At 40.0% G+C, this 15,124-nt stretch carries 14 protein-coding genes and 3 pseudogenes; 11 read left to right on the top strand and 6 right to left on the bottom strand.

Annotation, left to right across the window (positions count from 1 at the left end; translation table 11 throughout):
* The first annotated feature begins 352 nt into the window (after nucleotides 1-352).
* The 3 genes from NSQ44_RS10080 to NSQ44_RS10070 all read left to right on the top strand — a co-directional run bounded on the left by NSQ44_RS10080 (nucleotide 353) and on the right by NSQ44_RS10070 (nucleotide 1,948).
* Nucleotides 353-808 carry an HI0074 family nucleotidyltransferase substrate-binding subunit gene (locus tag NSQ44_RS10080; RefSeq protein ID WP_111646635.1) on the top strand — a complete coding sequence of 152 codons (456 nt, stop codon included), beginning with the start codon at nucleotides 353-355 and terminating at the stop codon, nucleotides 806-808.
* A complete protein-coding gene (locus tag NSQ44_RS10075) occupies nucleotides 795-1,091 on the top strand; it encodes a nucleotidyltransferase domain-containing protein (RefSeq protein WP_003397908.1) in 297 nt (98 codons plus the stop codon). Before NSQ44_RS10080 ends, NSQ44_RS10075 begins: the two co-directional genes overlap by 14 nt.
* Before the next feature lie 518 nt (nucleotides 1,092-1,609).
* Nucleotides 1,610-1,948, top strand: a complete 339-nt coding sequence (locus tag NSQ44_RS10070) for a hypothetical protein (RefSeq protein ID WP_094245929.1) — start codon at nucleotides 1,610-1,612, stop codon at nucleotides 1,946-1,948.
* Here NSQ44_RS10070 and NSQ44_RS10065 read toward each other — a convergent pair.
* Entirely contained in the window at nucleotides 1,922-3,259 is a 1,338-nt protein-coding gene (locus NSQ44_RS10065; RefSeq protein ID WP_445659531.1) for an IS4 family transposase, read from the bottom strand. The two genes, NSQ44_RS10070 and NSQ44_RS10065, sit on opposite strands and share 27 nt — an antisense overlap.
* A gap of 149 nt (nucleotides 3,260-3,408) precedes the next feature.
* On the opposite strand from NSQ44_RS10065, the pseudogene NSQ44_RS10060 reads away from it, so the two are divergent.
* The 6 genes and pseudogenes from NSQ44_RS10060 to NSQ44_RS10035 form a co-directional block, all read left to right on the top strand.
* Nucleotides 3,409-4,741: pseudogene (locus tag NSQ44_RS10060) on the top strand (ISLre2 family transposase).
* Nucleotides 4,742-4,952: 211 nt separating this feature from the next.
* Nucleotides 4,953-6,104, top strand: a complete 1,152-nt coding sequence (locus NSQ44_RS10055) for an ImmA/IrrE family metallo-endopeptidase (RefSeq protein ID WP_340856972.1) — start codon at nucleotides 4,953-4,955, stop codon at nucleotides 6,102-6,104.
* Entirely contained in the window at nucleotides 6,101-6,289 is a 189-nt protein-coding gene (locus NSQ44_RS10050) for a DUF4411 family protein (protein ID WP_340856971.1), read from the top strand. Before NSQ44_RS10055 ends, NSQ44_RS10050 begins: the two co-directional genes overlap by 4 nt.
* Complete coding sequence (locus NSQ44_RS10045) at nucleotides 6,243-6,677, top strand: DUF4411 family protein (protein WP_340856970.1); 435 nt, start codon at nucleotides 6,243-6,245, stop codon at nucleotides 6,675-6,677. Before NSQ44_RS10050 ends, NSQ44_RS10045 begins: the two co-directional genes overlap by 47 nt.
* 263 nt (nucleotides 6,678-6,940) lie before the next feature.
* Nucleotides 6,941-7,105: pseudogene (locus NSQ44_RS10040) on the top strand (PD-(D/E)XK nuclease family transposase); the annotation flags it as partial.
* An 8-nt stretch (nucleotides 7,106-7,113) separates the two neighbouring features.
* A pseudogene (locus NSQ44_RS10035) lies at nucleotides 7,114-7,235 on the top strand (nucleotidyltransferase domain-containing protein); the annotation flags it as partial.
* Nucleotides 7,236-7,341: 106 nt separating this feature from the next.
* Here NSQ44_RS10035 and hepT read toward each other — a convergent pair.
* Both hepT and mntA read right to left on the bottom strand, forming a co-directional pair.
* On the bottom strand, nucleotides 7,342-7,752 hold the full coding sequence (hepT, locus tag NSQ44_RS10030) for a type VII toxin-antitoxin system HepT family RNase toxin (RefSeq protein WP_111646591.1): 411 nt from the start codon (nucleotides 7,750-7,752) through the stop codon (nucleotides 7,342-7,344).
* The gene (gene mntA / locus NSQ44_RS10025; protein WP_111646590.1) at nucleotides 7,742-8,149 is read right to left on the bottom strand and encodes a type VII toxin-antitoxin system MntA family adenylyltransferase antitoxin; all 408 of its coding nucleotides are present in this window, start codon (nucleotides 8,147-8,149) and stop codon (nucleotides 7,742-7,744) included. The genes hepT and mntA overlap by 11 nt, the downstream gene beginning before the upstream one ends.
* A gap of 235 nt (nucleotides 8,150-8,384) precedes the next feature.
* On the opposite strand from mntA, the gene NSQ44_RS10020 reads away from it, so the two are divergent.
* The gene (locus NSQ44_RS10020) at nucleotides 8,385-9,119 is read left to right on the top strand and encodes an IS4 family transposase (RefSeq protein WP_340856969.1); all 735 of its coding nucleotides are present in this window, start codon (nucleotides 8,385-8,387) and stop codon (nucleotides 9,117-9,119) included.
* Here the strand turns inward: NSQ44_RS10020 and NSQ44_RS10015 are convergent.
* Nucleotides 9,043-9,780: an IS4 family transposase gene (locus NSQ44_RS10015; RefSeq protein WP_340856968.1), complete on the bottom strand. Its 738-nt coding sequence runs from the start codon at nucleotides 9,778-9,780 to the stop codon at nucleotides 9,043-9,045. The two genes, NSQ44_RS10020 and NSQ44_RS10015, sit on opposite strands and share 77 nt — an antisense overlap.
* Nucleotides 9,781-10,089: 309 nt before the next feature.
* Here NSQ44_RS10015 and NSQ44_RS10010 point away from each other — a divergent pair, with 309 nt between their 5' ends.
* Nucleotides 10,090-11,271 (top strand): IS701 family transposase, encoded by a 1,182-nt coding sequence (locus NSQ44_RS10010; RefSeq protein WP_340856967.1) that lies wholly within the window; start codon nucleotides 10,090-10,092, stop codon nucleotides 11,269-11,271.
* Nucleotides 11,272-11,356: 85 nt separating this feature from the next.
* Here the strand turns inward: NSQ44_RS10010 and NSQ44_RS10005 are convergent, their stop codons facing one another.
* Both NSQ44_RS10005 and NSQ44_RS10000 read right to left on the bottom strand, forming a co-directional pair.
* Nucleotides 11,357-14,038, bottom strand: coding sequence for a helicase-related protein (locus NSQ44_RS10005; protein ID WP_340856966.1), 2,682 nt, complete (start codon nucleotides 14,036-14,038; stop codon nucleotides 11,357-11,359).
* Nucleotides 14,039-14,090: 52 nt separating this feature from the next.
* Nucleotides 14,091-14,897 carry an ABC transporter ATP-binding protein gene (locus NSQ44_RS10000; protein WP_268852900.1) on the bottom strand — a complete coding sequence of 269 codons (807 nt, stop codon included), beginning with the start codon at nucleotides 14,895-14,897 and terminating at the stop codon, nucleotides 14,091-14,093.
* Nucleotides 14,898-15,124 lie beyond the last annotated feature (227 nt).

Raw genomic sequence — 15,124 nt, 5'->3', positions numbered from 1 at the left:
CCCCCTCCTACTCGATTATATTACTTTTTATTTCCTGCCTCAAACTTTGCGTAAAACTATAGTTTAACGAAAAATACTCCTCAAGTTTCTGGCTTAAAAGTGAAAGCCCCTTAGCCAGTGTTTCATCATCTTCCCTCGTTTTGCAATCCCCCTCAAGTTTAGGAACAATCATTCATATCCTTATCTTTATGGATGGTCCAAGCAGGATTCGAAGTGCGATTGACACGATCAATGCAGCGAACGATCAAGGAGATTCAGAAACGTCTAAAGCTGATGAACAGTTTGTTGTAGAAGCCATACATAGTTTTAGCCTTTTTGTGTTATTATGTAAGAGAAAGGCGGTAGATTGGGAATGGACGATTTGTTTGACAAATACAAAGAATCGATCATGTTGTCGTATCAATATGCATTTCGTTTATTGTTGCACTTAAAAAATGTGATTTCAGCATCGCAACAAATAACAAATGAAGACGAATTGATGAAAGAAGTGTATAGAGATTCGATTGTGAAAAAATATGAGATTTTAGAAGATCAACTTTGGAAGCTTTTATCAAAAATTTTTAAGTCATCCGGGCTTGAACTAAACAGTCCGCGGGCATGTTATCGTCAAGCTTTTAAGGAAGGATGGATTGAAAATATTGATGTATGGAACGATATGCTGAGTTCGCGAAACGCAACTGCCCATGTGTATAACGAAGAAGATTATGAGCGAATAAAAAATAAAATCGTAAATGAATATGTTCACCAAATCGAAGCGTTGCTTCAAAAAATAAAAGAAGAAGTGATTGATAGCGATGTATGGAATTAATAAAAATGTATTTGAGCGGTTGCTTACGTATTTTGAAGGTGACAAAGAGATTCAAAAAGTTATTTTGTTTGGATCACGCGCAAAAAACACGGCACGCTATAATTCTGATATTGATTTGTGTCTTGATTATACCGGAAATAAAAAGGGGAAAATAATGGACGACATTGACGAGATTGTCGGCATTTATTCGTGTGATGTGCTGTTTTTTGACTCGCTGAATGAGGAAATAAAACGGCAAATTATGCGTGATGGAAAGGTCATTTATGCAAAGCCTCTGTCGTGAGCTCAGTGTTCGAGAGTATGTGTCGAACATGATGGGACCCAAAAGTGTTCGCTAGGCGTTCTCTTTTCGGGTGCCCTCCCTTTTTCCGCAAAAAACATCCATGAGTAAATTTTACTCCCCACCCATACATGAAAATCAACTATTCCTTCCCATAATGGATGATGAACGCAAACAGTTTTGAAAGACGTTCTTGGCGAACAGTGACAGGCATTGTTTGTCAATATTGTAAAAAAGCTGCAGAAAGAGAATCCTTCCTCTGGAAGTTTTGTACATTGGAGCAATACGGCTGATTAGTGAAGTATGCTGAGGAGCGTCCGCATGAGGTTGCTATGTTGTTAAATCAGTTCATTTATTCATCTTTATCGTGAATTGTTTCGGGAAAAGGGGAAAGCATATAATCCAAGCATTTCGCTTGGAGCACCGCTGTTTGCCTATTTGCTTGCCGCATTTGATTATAGAAAATACCTTCTCTACAAGCAAGAAGTGTTTATGGATTTAAAAAATCGTACGGGATTGAGATGAAGCTTCGAACCGTTGGCAACAACTACGAGACGTATTTACAAATGTGCGAAATTGCCCTTCAACACTTAAAGAACACTTATCATGATTTAACCATGCTTGATATTCAAGATTTCTTCTTTTGCAGTGCGCAGTACGATCAGATTAAAGTTGAAAGTGCTGTCAAATATTTGTATGAACTAGCAAAAGAGTTAAGTACATTTATGAAACAGCCAGAACTCATGCTAGAGGCGATATCTAAGCTAGATTCCGACACGCTTCACTTGCTTAGAGAACAGTACCGAAACACAGAAAAAATAAATCTTATTAACTCAACTTTCGCACACAGAAATATTTAAGCATTGCTTGATATAATTAGGAATAGAAGCCAACCATTTATTCATTTGATTTTTAAAGATGTCCATGTTCAAAGAAACCTTGGATTTCGCCAAAGTTTGGAAAAGGTCAATAAGCGATTGGAGGGCAGTAATAAAATCTATGTCTTTTACATCTTCGCAAAGGATGTAAAAAAGGTTGCCAATCGTCTTAGAATCCTCCTCTTTTCGCATTTGCCAAGCAATGAGAATATATCGTGTAAAAACAATGGTTGTATGGCTAATTAACATGTCGTAGGAACGTCCCTGGAATTCTTTCTCTAAATTTAAAAGGGATTTATTGCATTTGAAGAAGACTTCAATGTCCCAACGCATGCCGTAAATACGAATGATCTCTTCATTTTCTAATGTTGTATCTGTGCTGAGAATGGCAAGCCATTCGCTCCGTTTATTACGGTTTCGTACAAATAGAATTTTTACTGGAATTCCATTGTCTAAAGTAGCATAAACGGATCCGAGAATGTCTTTTTTACCCATGTGAGGTTTTGCCAATTTGTAAAGTTGATTCAGTGTGAAACGTTCACCATTGTAAACGTATCGCTGCTTTAATTGCTTCACCATGCCAATGACAAATAACCCTTTGTTCGTAATCTTCTCAATTAAAGGCGCTTGTGTAAACCAGGAATCCATGAGAACATAGTCAGCTATAATCCCTTTTTCAAGCGCATGATCAAGTAAAGCTGAAGCCACGTCCGGTTTTGATTTCAGAGCTTCCTGGCGACGCTTATAGCCAGATGTTCGTTTATCAATATTGGTATTGATTTCTTGCAGGCGATTTTCCTTTTTCGGTGAACTTAGAAGAGCAAAATCAACGGGAATAAAAGTAAAACTATCGGTCCAGCCAAGGGTAAGCATTTGAAACCCTTTCAAGTACTGATGGGTAGAGTGATCAAAAACCTTAGCCAACAGTTCAACCGACTTACTACGGTTTCTTGAAAAGACAGAATCATCAATCACAAAAGCTGTGACACGATCTTTTGAAGTTAATGGTTGAAGCAGACGGATCATTTCACTGCTTAATGAAAGCAGAAACTTTCTCCAATGATAGGTTGGTGTATTTAAAAAGCGATAGACTGTATCCTTTCCAGGCAGATCCTGAGATCGTTTACTCATAAAAGCACGAAACCAGTTCTTATATTGGAAGACTAAAAGAAAAATCAGTTTGAAAACAGTAAGACAAGAATACCCGGAAAGTTTCGTAATATTCGCTTTTCTTAAATGATATCCAATATTTAATTCGGAAAATCCTTGTTTAATTTCTTGTATGAGTAAAATGTTTGTGGGAGGAAGCTAAATCCTCTTCCATCTGTTTCAAGGGGAGGTTTTCTTGAAAAGAAGGAGGATGAGCAAAATAGAGGCAAAAAGGACTCTCTTCCTGTAAGGTGATAAGTGCGACCATATCACACAGGAGGTCAGAGAGTCCTATGCAACAGTTTATCACAGGTGGGCAAACATTAAAAGAGTTAGAAATGGAATTGTTTTCGATGTTGCAAGAAACTTATGGAGGAATGTTTCAACAGATATTGGAATGGCTCGATGAAGAGATAGCCAAGCAACGAGATAAAAAGCGTTATTACCTAAAAGATAAACGAACGGTACGCATCCAGACGCTCTTTGGGGAGGTGGAGATCCGACGCAATTACTATTTGGATCGAGAAAAAGGCGTGTATACGTGTTTGTTAGATCATTTTCTCGGCTTCGATGGAGCGAAGGGGATGAGTCCGTTATTGGAGGAAACAGCGATCGAATTAGCCGTTACCGGTCCTTCTTATCGCCAAGCCGCAGAAGCGTTAGAGAAGATGGTAGGCTATGCGGTGGATTCGGCAGATGGTAGTACAGGCGACAGTGGATAGGCATCGCCCGATGGAAATGGAGCGACAGGTGTTGTTCGTGGAGGCGGACGGACTATATGTGAAACGGCAGCGAAGTCGCCGAAGAGGGAAGGAAGAAAAAATTTTGGCGGTGCACCAAGGATGGAAGCCACATGGGAAACGGGTATCCTTGGTTGGAAAACGGCACTATGTACACCAAACAAAAGAGCCGGTGTGGGAAGGATTAGAACGGTTTTTGATCGAGGAATACGGCTATGACCCAACGAGGGATTGGGTGGTGATCAATGGAGATGGAGCGGAGTGGATTACGGCTTGTCGGGAGTACTTCGGGAAACGTGTGTTTTTCCAGTTGGATCGGTTTCATGTCGCTCGAGAAATTCGCGAATGTTTCCAACATCATCCGCGGTACCGGACGATACGAAAGAAGCTAGCCACGTTTGATGAGAAAGGGTTATTAACCGAACTGTATAGCGCAGTAGGGACGCTAGGGGACGAGAAGAAAGAAAAACAAGTAGAGAGATTGATCCAACGGATTGAGTCCATGCCGGGCTGTTTGAGTGATTATCGCGAGTGGTTGCGAGAGAAAGGGATAGATACGACAGGAATGCGTCCGATGGGAAGCGCAGAGGGAACGATGCACGTCTTTGCGAAGCGAGTAAAGAGTGGACGGAGTTGGTGTGACGAAGGCATTCGAGCGTTTTTACAGGTGATGGTAGCTGTAAAAGACAGATTAACGATTCAGACATGGAAAGGAGAGATTCTTTCGCAAGAGGAAAAGAGAGAAACGGAACCAACCATGGTGAAAAAGGCAATCAAGCACGTAGGAACACGAGTAGCTGAGTTTGTGCGGGGAAATATCCGCTATTTACATCATTCGTCAGGAACGCCTATTTACCAAGCATTAAAAGCATTGAAAGGGTTTTAAAAAAAGCGAAGAAGGCACACACAAACAGGATGAGAGGATTAGAAAACGCTTACAAAATACTTATAAAAATCAAGTTGTTAAAACCAAATATATCCAACGTATAAAAACATCAAAAAAATCTCCCACAAACTCTTGACTCAATCATCTAACAGACATCTCTTTTTCCTTTACTTAATTTGTGGCATACTATATCTAGGAGGAGGGTAACATCATGGCTAGGGTTGAGGTAAAACCAAATGTCCTACAATGGGCAGTAAAACGTACTGGTAATTTTGACATGCTTAAGAGCAAATTCCCAAAGCTTAATGAATGGATAAATAATGAAAGCCAACCAACCCTTAAGCAGCTAGAAAAATTCGCAAAAGCAACTGCTATACCTCTTGGTTATTTCTTTCTTCCTAATCCACCAGAGGAGAAATTGAATATTCCCCACTATCGCACTACTAAAGATGAATTTGCTACTCAACCCAGCCCCAATCTTTTAGAAACCGTTCAAACTATGGAGAGGCGTCAACAATGGATGCGTGATTATTTAATTCAACTGGGAAACGAACCTTTAAATTATGTAGGTTCTGCAGACTTATCAGACGATCCAAAGTTGGTTGCTCAAGATATCAGAAGAACGTTAGGTTTAAAAGACGGTTGGGCATCAAAGCAAGGAACTTGGCAAGAAGCTTTACGCAACTTAATAAAAAAAATTGAAGACATTGGAATTATTGTAGTGATCAATGGAGTTGTCGGTAATAATACGCATAGGAAATTGGATGTCGATGAATTTCGTGGTTTTGTGCTTATTGATGATTATGCACCTTTAATATTTGTGAATGGAGCAGATGGCAAAGCTGCACAAATGTTTACATTGGCGCACGAACTCGCTCATATTTGGTATGGAGCAAGCGCAGCATTTGATTTAACTAATCTTCAGCCTGCTGACATTAAAATCGAGCATGTATGTAACAAAGCGGCTGCAGAGTTTCTCGTACCCGAAGATGAGTTGCTCGATATGCGGCAACAAGTAAGCAGATATGAAGATTGTTTTAAACAAATTGCTCGCAATTTCAAAGTAAGTGAAATTGTTGCAGCCCGTAGAGCGCTAGATTTGAAACTAATTACTAAAGATGAGTTTTTTAAATTCTATCAAGCCTGTTATATAGAAAGACGTTACCAAGAAAATCAAGATACTAGCGGGGGCAACTTTTACGCAACTCAACATTTACGTATCGGCCGCCGTTTTGCAGAAGCTGTAATAAGGGCTACAAAGGAAGGAACAATTCTCTACCGTGAAGCCTATCAACTGACTGGGCTTTATGGCAAAACTTTTTCTAAGTTCGCAGAATATTTAGATCCTGGGAGAAAGTTATGAGCTCTAACAACAAATTTGTACTGGATGCCAATGTCTTTATTGAGGCCTATAACAGGTATTATTCTTTTGACATAGCTCCTTCCTTTTGGAATGCCCTGTTTGAACATGCCAAAAGCGGTAACATAATAAGTATCGATCGTGTTAAACAAGAAATCAATAATTTTCATAAAGACGATGAATTGTAATAAGTCTTTAGAAAATACTTCAACAATTCGTCAAGAAATCAATAATTTTCATAAAGACGATGAATTGAGCAAGTGGATAAATAATAACTTTGCTCAATGGTTTGAACCGACAGATAAAGAGGAAGTTATTGACACATATCGGAAAATTATTACTTGGGCAGTTAATCAAAACCAATATCTTGACATTGCGAAAAATGACTTCGCCAGTGTAGCGGATAGCTGGCTGGTAGCTTTCGCAAAGACATATAATTTTATAGTAGTTACACATGAACAATTTAATGCCGATATAAAAAAAAGAATCCCTATCCCGAATGTCTGTCGTGCATTTAATGTACAGTACGTGAATACATTTGAAATGTTGCGTAGATTGAATATAAAACTTGGTTAAACTTTCAGAATTCACAAGTTAGTCTAAAAATAAAATTAATTCCCCCTGAGCATGGTGTCTGGTACATCCTGAAGTAGATCGAAGATTATTAGAATATCAGAAAAAGAGAGCCTGTAATATTCTCAAAAATCACCCGGCTCTCTTTCTGTTTTTATCCAGAAAATTCTGTTTCAAATCTTGATTTCTCCTCTTCATTCCGTTTTAATAAAAGCAAATCCTCTATATTTCCTCAAAAAAATTCCTCGAAAGGATGAAAGCCTCCTATGCCAAAAGAATACCTCGACTTGAAAATGGATTTTATGTTCAAGCAGCTGTTCGGCCACCCAAGCTGAAAGCGGATTACGATTGCGTTTTTGAACGGGCTTTTGAACCGAACCGGCCGCGACCGGATTGTTGATGTGCAATATGAAAACACCGAGCTTCCAAAAGAGACGGTATTGATTTGTACATTAATTATAAGGGAAACAAAAAGGGAAAATCATGAATAAGATTGACAACATTGTCGGCATTTATTCGTGTGATGTGCTGTCTTTCGATTCGCTGAATGAGGAAATCTAACGGCAAATTGAGCGCGATGGAATAATGATTTATGAGAAGTCTCTATCTTGAATTATGTCTTTGCTTAAATAACATGCTCGGACGGTGCGCATCTGCACCGCCCGCTTTACTGCTCATAAAAAAGAATCGCTTTCGTGAACTCGGTAAAGTCGGTTAGATGGTGATCAAGTATTTTTTGCAAAATGGTCAAATTAATTTCCTGGTAGTCGTGAACGGCGATGTTTCTAAATCCGACCATCGCTTTCATTTTTTGTGAAAGAAAAGGAGTGATGATGCCGTGCTGTTCTAAAAGAGAAAAAGCGTCTCGACTGTTTTGGGGGAGGCCTAGCTTTTTCTGTGCGACCATGTGCATCGCCAAGTCGATGCTTGCTTCACATGCTCGTTGGAGATTTAAGATAATGGAGTCTTGCTTCGTGTAGTTTTCTAAATTTTTCGGGTTGTTCTCATATTCTTCGTGAATGCGCTTTATGCACCGCTCGATCACGCTAATTTTATTTAAAATGACATCATTTTTCATAAACCGACCCGCTTTCATTAATGTTTCGCAAGATTTCCGTGCGTTCTTCATTCAATTTTGCATACATCTTCAAGGCTCTCCATTCATATTCGGCTTTTTTCTGTTCATTTGTACAATAGATGACTTTGCCGTTACTGACCACTTGCGCCTGAAACACGGTGCTTGCTTGTTTGAGGTCCACAAGATCGACATCCCGGTGCAGCCTGGATGCCAATTCTTGCGCAACCATAAATCGTTCATAATGATCCAATTGTTTTTGGTCGCTGAGAAAAGCGATATCAATGTCGCTGTCTTGATGAACATGTCCTGCAACCGTTGATCCAAACAAATAAATCAAATATGGGGACACCGTTTCTGTCAACACTTCAATAATGATTGGCTCGATCTGTTCAGTCAACACTGCCCCTCCTTTTCTTCGCCGCAATCCGGGCCATTTTCTTTCATTATATTACTTTTTATTTCCTGCCTCAAACTTTGCGTAAAACTACAGTTTAACAGTAGCATTGCATTAAGTTAATTTTAATTTGTCAAGCCCAATTTTATGTTAAATTTCATCTTTTTGGATATAAAAAAACTCCTTATAATTAGGATTGGCAGTCCTATCCAAATCCTAAGAATAAGGAGAAACCATTATGGATAAGAATACCACAGAATCCACAATAAATGAACTATTGAAAGAGATCGATCCAATAACTTTTTCAAAACTAATTAATGTGATTGACGTTGACAAATACATTAAAAAATTAACGGTGTATAAGTTTTTACAACTTTGTATCATCGCTCAGATAAATGAATTGGAAAGCTTAACAAAATTGGCCAAACATTTGAAAGACAAGGAAGAGTTGCAGACATATCTGGAATTTGATGCAATTAGTACTTCGCAACTTTCTCGCAAATTAGGCCAATTATCCCCTCAACTGTTTGAAAAAGTATTTAAATATCTGGTCTTAAAGATCCAAGGGCAAATGAAAAATGCCCCGATCATCCGAAACATTGGTCGTCTTCTGGTCATTGATTCTACCACGATGAGCATGAGTTTGAGCCAATATCCATGGGCAACTTTTCGTAAGACAAAGGCTGGTGTTCGACTCCATTTAAAGGTTGTTGTAACGAAGGATATCACTGTTCCGGATCAAGGGATTATCTTACCCGCGAAACATGCCGATCGCACACAGATGGACGAACTCATTGAAATCGATCCAAATGCGATTTACTTGTTTGATCGAGGGTATGTCGATTACAAACAGTTCGACCGCTTATGCCGAGAAGGGGTGCGATTCATTACCCGGCTTAAAAAGAACGCAGAGATTGAAGTTTTATCGGAACGGATTCCCAATCCCATTCCTTCCACTGGCTATTCTCTTTGATATACACTTTCATATCGGAACGGAGCCGAGAAATATAATACGCTCCTCGGGCGTCGATCTCGGTTAGTGCGGCAACGGAGAAAAAGCCCAAATCCCGAATACATAGGTCATTCGGTAAAATCGTGTGCTGGGCATGATAGGCAAAACGGGCGTCCGAGTCATTGGCCGATTGAACGCATAGTTGAAGACAGGCACTAGACAACAAGTCATATTCAAACTGAATTTTCGCTCCTGATGAGACGGAACCTCGGTAGTCCTCCCCGTAGTCGGCAGGAACCAAAAAACTGGTCGAATCCAAAATCCGCAAGCGAGTAAAACACGTCCGGTAGGTTTGGATGGTGGACCAAAGCAATGGACGTTGTCGTTGGAGGAGAAGGAAAAACACTTCTCGCAAAAACGCCACGGCTCGCTCGGTAAAGCGCTGATTCAATCCTTCGCTGGACAGGGAACAGTCATGGCGGAGCGTGAGAGACGTACATAACCGTTGGAGTGATTGTTGTGCCAGTGAGCCATCTCCCCATGCACAAAGAGTCAAAAATGCTTCTGCCGTTAATGCTCGTTTTCGTTGGATAAATCCTGTTTCTTGAGCAAGATGAGTCAATGTCTCAGGCGAGAAAAGTTGGCGGATGGTTTTCATCCATGCTTGCATTTGATTTTCCATAGAAAAAATCCTTTCTAACGAAGAGTATTCGCTAGAAAGGATACCATGCTTTTAACGGTGTACAAAGGCCCAAATTCTTAACTTGATGGCTATGGGGTTGTCACCCCCTCCTACTCGATTTCATGAAATAAGGTTAAGTATTTCTGTATGAGTAAATTTCAATTAGAGATGCTAGTTTTATTTTAATAACTGTAGATGAGCAAATTCGCTAACATAAATTTACAACCAAACAAAAAAAGAGACATGAACCCGATTCCTTGATTAGAATAGATGTGTCACCAAAATTATTCACAAGGAGGTTCATGTCTCATGAATAGATTAGCACATCATCAAGGAATCCACAAGTTTTTCACGATGTTGGGGTTGGCACTTTATTTTTCAAAACCTGTCATGAAGCATCTCGTTCATATCGTGGATGCGATGATCACGAAAGGCTTTTCTGGAACGTTGACCGATCTTCATCATTGGAGCTTTCACCCCAATCATCGAACGACACTCAGCCATTTTTTCACGAAAAGCCCTTGGGATGAAGAGACGCTGCTTCGCAAACTTCAACAGTGGATGCTTCGTCGTGTCGAACGCATCGCCAAACAGGAGAATCAACCCCTTTTTGTTTCGATCGATGATACGATCTGCCGAAAAACGAAACCTTCGTCACAGGCGAAACACGCTATTGAAGGGTGTAATTGGCATTATTCTCACGCGAACAAAAAGTCGATTTGGGGACACTCTCTCGTCTGGCTCATGGTTCATACGATGACGCAAGCCTTTCCCTTTGCGTTTCTCCTCTACGACAAGGCGGATAGGAAAAGCAAGGGGCAATGGGCCATCGAGATGCTTTCTTCTTTGGATGTGCACGGTTCTGTTTATGTGCTGATGGATTCTTGGTACCCATCGAAAACACTCGTGGAAGCCTGCCTGAAAAAAGGATTTCACGTCATCGCGATGCTCAAAACGAACCGGATTCTCTATCCGAAAGGCATCGCCATCCAAGCCAAACAGTTTGCCCGCTATATCGAACCGAACGACACCCATCTCGTCACGGTGGGAGAAGAGCGTTATCGGGTTTATCGCTACGAAGGCTCTCTCAAAGGTCTCGATGATGCCGTGGTGCTGCTCGCTTGGAAAGCCGATCAGCCGATGACATCGGAACATCTTCACTGCGTCTTGAGCACCGACCGGGATCTAAGCGATGAAGAGATCTTGCGCTACTATGCCCAGCGTTGGTCGATCGAATGTTTTTTCCGTCAAGCGAAAGACCAGCTGAAACTCGATGGATACCGCGTTCGCGGACGTCGGGCGGTGAAACGCTACTGGATCTTGGTGCAGCTTGCTTACGTGTACAGCATGTTCGAGTCGAACAGCGATTTTTCTGATGGGCTCGATCTTCTGCGCAAGAGAAAAGGACATAGCCTCGTGGAGTTCATTTACCGTGCAGCGAAACAAAATATTCCCATTGATACCGTGAAAAAACAGCTCCACGTGGCATAAGGGGTACCCTGTTTGTCTCTTTTACATGGTAATTATTGTAATTAAAATTGCTCAACTACAGTTATATAGAAAGATGAACAGCGAATTAAAAATACATCTCATCATACATATATTCATGACAATGATGGCAATGAGGATACGGAAAATCCCATGGCAATGCTTGATCGCAAATTTTACATTTTTTCATATAGCGTATCAAATGTTTAGATAGTACTTCAAATATTTTTTCAGAAATTTCTTCTTTCAGCACAAAAACCTCTTCTTCGTTAAAAGACAAGGATTGGGAATAAGCAAATGACGTATATAACATGAGCTTTTTATAGCTGTTTTCCAATTCATCAATTGCATCGACTGACGTAAGGATAGGCGGCCTATTTACTTTCCCTTCCGTCAAATATTCTCTAATCATCGTTAACCAACAATCCGTTATCGTCGTTTCTTCGATGGAAAACGGAACGAAACAGAAAGATAATTTTTTCCAAAGAGGAAGCTCGATCTTCATCTCTTTCAATGTTTTTTCTAAAACAGACATTTTTCTTTCCCATTCGCTTACCCCATGAACACGATAAGGCGTTTCTTTTAATTCGTTTTGATAAAAGCCCCATGCCCGTTTGAATAAATCGAATGATTCATAAGGAAACTTTTTCAGTGATTCGATAGATATAGGAAGAAAACTATATTCAATAGGAGCGACTGGTGTCTCTAGCAACGTTTTTATTTTCTTCCTTCCCCTCATAGCACGAACGAATCCTTCTTCATATATCCCTTTTCTTCCTGCCCGTCCTGCGATTTGTTGCACTTCTTCTGCTTTTAACGTACGAACGGCTTTCCCATCAAACTTTTCACTTTCCATAAAGATGACTCTTCGAATAGGAAGATTCATCCCCATTCCGATGGCATCGGTTGCTACTAATATATCGGTTAACCCTTTCCGAAATTGCCCGACTTGTTTTCTCCTTGTTTCTGGCGGCATGCTTCCGTACAAAACAGAAACGCTATATCCTTGTTTTACAAGCAAAGCGGCAACATGGAGAACTTTCTTTTTTGAAAAAACAATAAGTGCATCTCCTTTTTGCAAGTCTTTTGGAAAAGAAAAAGACTCCTCTTCCCAAATGAGTGGGGTGGTACGTTCGTGTTCGATCACTTCAAAGTCAAACTGATGATAAGTTAAAAGCGTTTGAAGAAAGTCAACAGCATACGGTGCAGCAATCAAATGAATTTCTTTCGCGTTCACCCCAACAATTGCTTTAACCCAAGCAGCCCCTCTCGTTTCATCCGCTAATAATTGACATTCATCAATAACAACAACATCGAATTCATCGGTGACATTCACCGACTCGACCGTTGCGCTTATATGGGTACTGCCATGTACATTTTTTCTTTCTTCCCCTGTGATTAACGCACATGCAATGCCATGCGCACGCATCTCTTCAAATTTTTCTAACGCAAGCAATCTCAATGGAGCTAAATACATTCCTGTTTTTGCTTGAAGCAATCGTTGAATCGAGTCGTATGTCTTGCCAGAATTAGTCGGACCGACATGGACGATATATTTTTTGTGCGCGGATGGAGCTGAAAGTGATAATGGATGCGCAAAAATTTGCTTGCTTATCGCTTTTAAGTGGCGGTTAAACTCCTTAGAATGAAGAAACGATCGTTCAAATTCCTCCATTGATGTAAACCACGTGTTCAACCAGCGGTTCATCTTTTGAGGGTTCCATTTGATCGAACATTGATATTTTTCGTTTAACAACTGTACATACGCATATGCAATTTTAGATAAAATCGCTTCGTACTCCTCTTTCGTTCTTCGCTTTTTATCTACTTTTTTAATAAAAGTCGGATAGCGCCGCATTTTATCAAGAACGATTATCATCTCTTTAGAACAACTGTTCTCGAGCAAGCGACAAAGGCTATCCCACTCATTGTACAGAGCTTCCGCTTCTTCTTTTACTTCATGGAGCCATATGCCTACGTGTTGATCAATAATGGATTCACAAGCTTTCCACACAGATGTTTGGCGAAGGGCAAGGAAGGCTTGAAAGCGAGTTTTTATTTCGTTCGTCAATTCCACTTCTACATATTTAACTACTTTTGCCACATGTTCCACATCTATTGTGTCAAAAAATGTTCGTACTAATTTTTCTTTCCAAGTGACCGTTATCTCTGATGAACCGTCTAATAGCACTTCCCCGTTTTCCTCTTGTAGTTGTTTTTTTATTTGTTCTTTTCTCTCAAACAACCAAGAAGATAGAGAGTCGCTCAAAAAATGCAAATCCACTGGTTTTTCTATTTGTTTATATAACTGTTGAAACGGATATTCTTTGCGATAGAGAAATGACAATTCATACTGGCCAAAATGCTCGAGCAAATCCAATGTGATTTCTGCGATTTCCCAGTCTAATAGCTCATTTACCTCGTAAATAAGGTCTTCCATGTCCATTTCTTCTACTTCATCTGGCCACCCTTGGGTTATGAGATACGTACGTACTTCGTCCATTCCTAATTCTTTCACACAATCAGCGAGTAGCTCGTAAAGAAACGCTTGTATTTTCTCTTCGCATCGATTGGACAAATTTTCATCGAAAGAATACAGCTCTATATCGTCCCAAACGTGCCTTACCGTACGAAAAGGTTCGGGCGTAATTTCTAATGACAACAGTTCTTCTCTTATAAGATGAAGGATGTCTTCTTCCAAAGCCGTAAACTGGTGATTCAATCGCTCTTGCAATTTTTCTATCATATTTATTGACTTATTTACGGTCATTGAAGTGAAATTTCCCTCCTTTTTCCATTCGTTTTACGCCCGTCGTCCTCTTTTATTTTCCTAGCCGCTGAAGTGTAGGGCTGTTTTTTATCGATACCCACGGCCGGTTATGTTCCCAACGGACATGCAGACCTATTTGAAATGTTTCTGATAAATAATTGTCGGTGAGTATTTTTTCTTTTTGTCCGGCCGCTACGATTTTTCCATCTTTTAATAATAAAACATGTGTCATTTCTTCGATGATTTCTTCAATGTAATGCGTGACATATAGCACGTGGCATACTTTTTTCGCAATAACGTCTTTAATTAGTGCTAATAGTTCTTCTCGTGTTAACATATCTAATCCTACGGTCGGTTCATCCAATATGAGTAGCTTTGGCTTTGCCATTAGTGCTCGAGCAATCAACACTTTTCTTTTTTCTCCTTGCGATAATGTCCGGTACATTTTTCCTTTTAAGTGACCGATTCGAAACGAATTCATCCATTGTTCGGCTTGTTGGAAGTCTTCGTCTGTGACAGGCTCATACAGCCCAATCGAAGCAAACTTTCCGCTAACAATCACCTCTTCCACCGTTTCGGATTCTAATGTATGTTGAAAGCGTTCAAACGCACTGCTTACAAACCCAATATGTTTGCGAAGTTCTGGCAAATTCGTTTTTCCAAATCGGTACCCTAATACCGAAACTTCTCCTTTTGATGGGTACTCATAGCCTAATACGATATTAAGTAGCGACGTTTTCCCCGAGCCATTTAACCCGAGAATGACCCATTGCTCGTTTTCTTGTACTTTCCAATGAATACGGTCTAAAATGACGCGGTCTTCTCTAATAAAAGAAACATTTTCCATCTCGATAATCATTCCCTCTGCCTCCCCTTCTTTACATGAATTCGCGGTTAAATTCCGATTCCCTTCTAAAATATAAAAACTAGAAACAGAATATTGTTTAGAAAGGGCCGTTTTCTCCCTTTAAACGTTTTATTTCTCTTTCTAGTTCATCTAATCGTTGATGAATTTTTTATAGAATCGGTACGTATGCAATCAGTACAATGACGAGCCATCCCACTTTGCTTCCCCTTTTTCTTTAA

This window comes from Aeribacillus sp. FSL M8-0254, assembly GCF_038008845.1.
GTDB lineage: Bacteria > Bacillota > Bacilli > Bacillales > Aeribacillaceae > Aeribacillus > Aeribacillus composti.
Note: the sequence above shows the minus strand (reverse complement) of the source record. Positions and strands in the feature narration are given on the sequence as shown.

Bases quoted from the DNA above. Each gene is read 5' to 3' on its own strand.
- NSQ44_RS10080 (WP_111646635.1), top strand. From the start codon at position 353: ATGGACGATTTGTTTGACAAATACAAAGAATCGATCATGTTGTCGTAT.
- NSQ44_RS10075 (WP_003397908.1), top strand. From the start codon at position 795: ATGTATGGAATTAATAAAAATGTATTTGAGCGGTTGCTTACGTATTTT.
- NSQ44_RS10070 (WP_094245929.1), top strand. From the start codon at position 1,610: ATGAAGCTTCGAACCGTTGGCAACAACTACGAGACGTATTTACAAATG.
- NSQ44_RS10055 (WP_340856972.1), top strand. From the start codon at position 4,953: ATGGCTAGGGTTGAGGTAAAACCAAATGTCCTACAATGGGCAGTAAAA.
- NSQ44_RS10050 (WP_340856971.1), top strand. From the start codon at position 6,101: ATGAGCTCTAACAACAAATTTGTACTGGATGCCAATGTCTTTATTGAG.
- hepT (WP_111646591.1), bottom strand. From the start codon at position 7,752: ATGAAAAATGATGTCATTTTAAATAAAATTAGCGTGATCGAGCGGTGC.
- NSQ44_RS10020 (WP_340856969.1), top strand. From the start codon at position 8,385: ATGGATAAGAATACCACAGAATCCACAATAAATGAACTATTGAAAGAG.
- NSQ44_RS10015 (WP_340856968.1), bottom strand. From the start codon at position 9,780: ATGGAAAATCAAATGCAAGCATGGATGAAAACCATCCGCCAACTTTTC.
- NSQ44_RS10010 (WP_340856967.1), top strand. From the start codon at position 10,090: ATGAATAGATTAGCACATCATCAAGGAATCCACAAGTTTTTCACGATG.
- NSQ44_RS10005 (WP_340856966.1), bottom strand. From the start codon at position 14,038: ATGACCGTAAATAAGTCAATAAATATGATAGAAAAATTGCAAGAGCGA.
- NSQ44_RS10000 (WP_268852900.1), bottom strand. From the start codon at position 14,897: ATGATTATCGAGATGGAAAATGTTTCTTTTATTAGAGAAGACCGCGTC.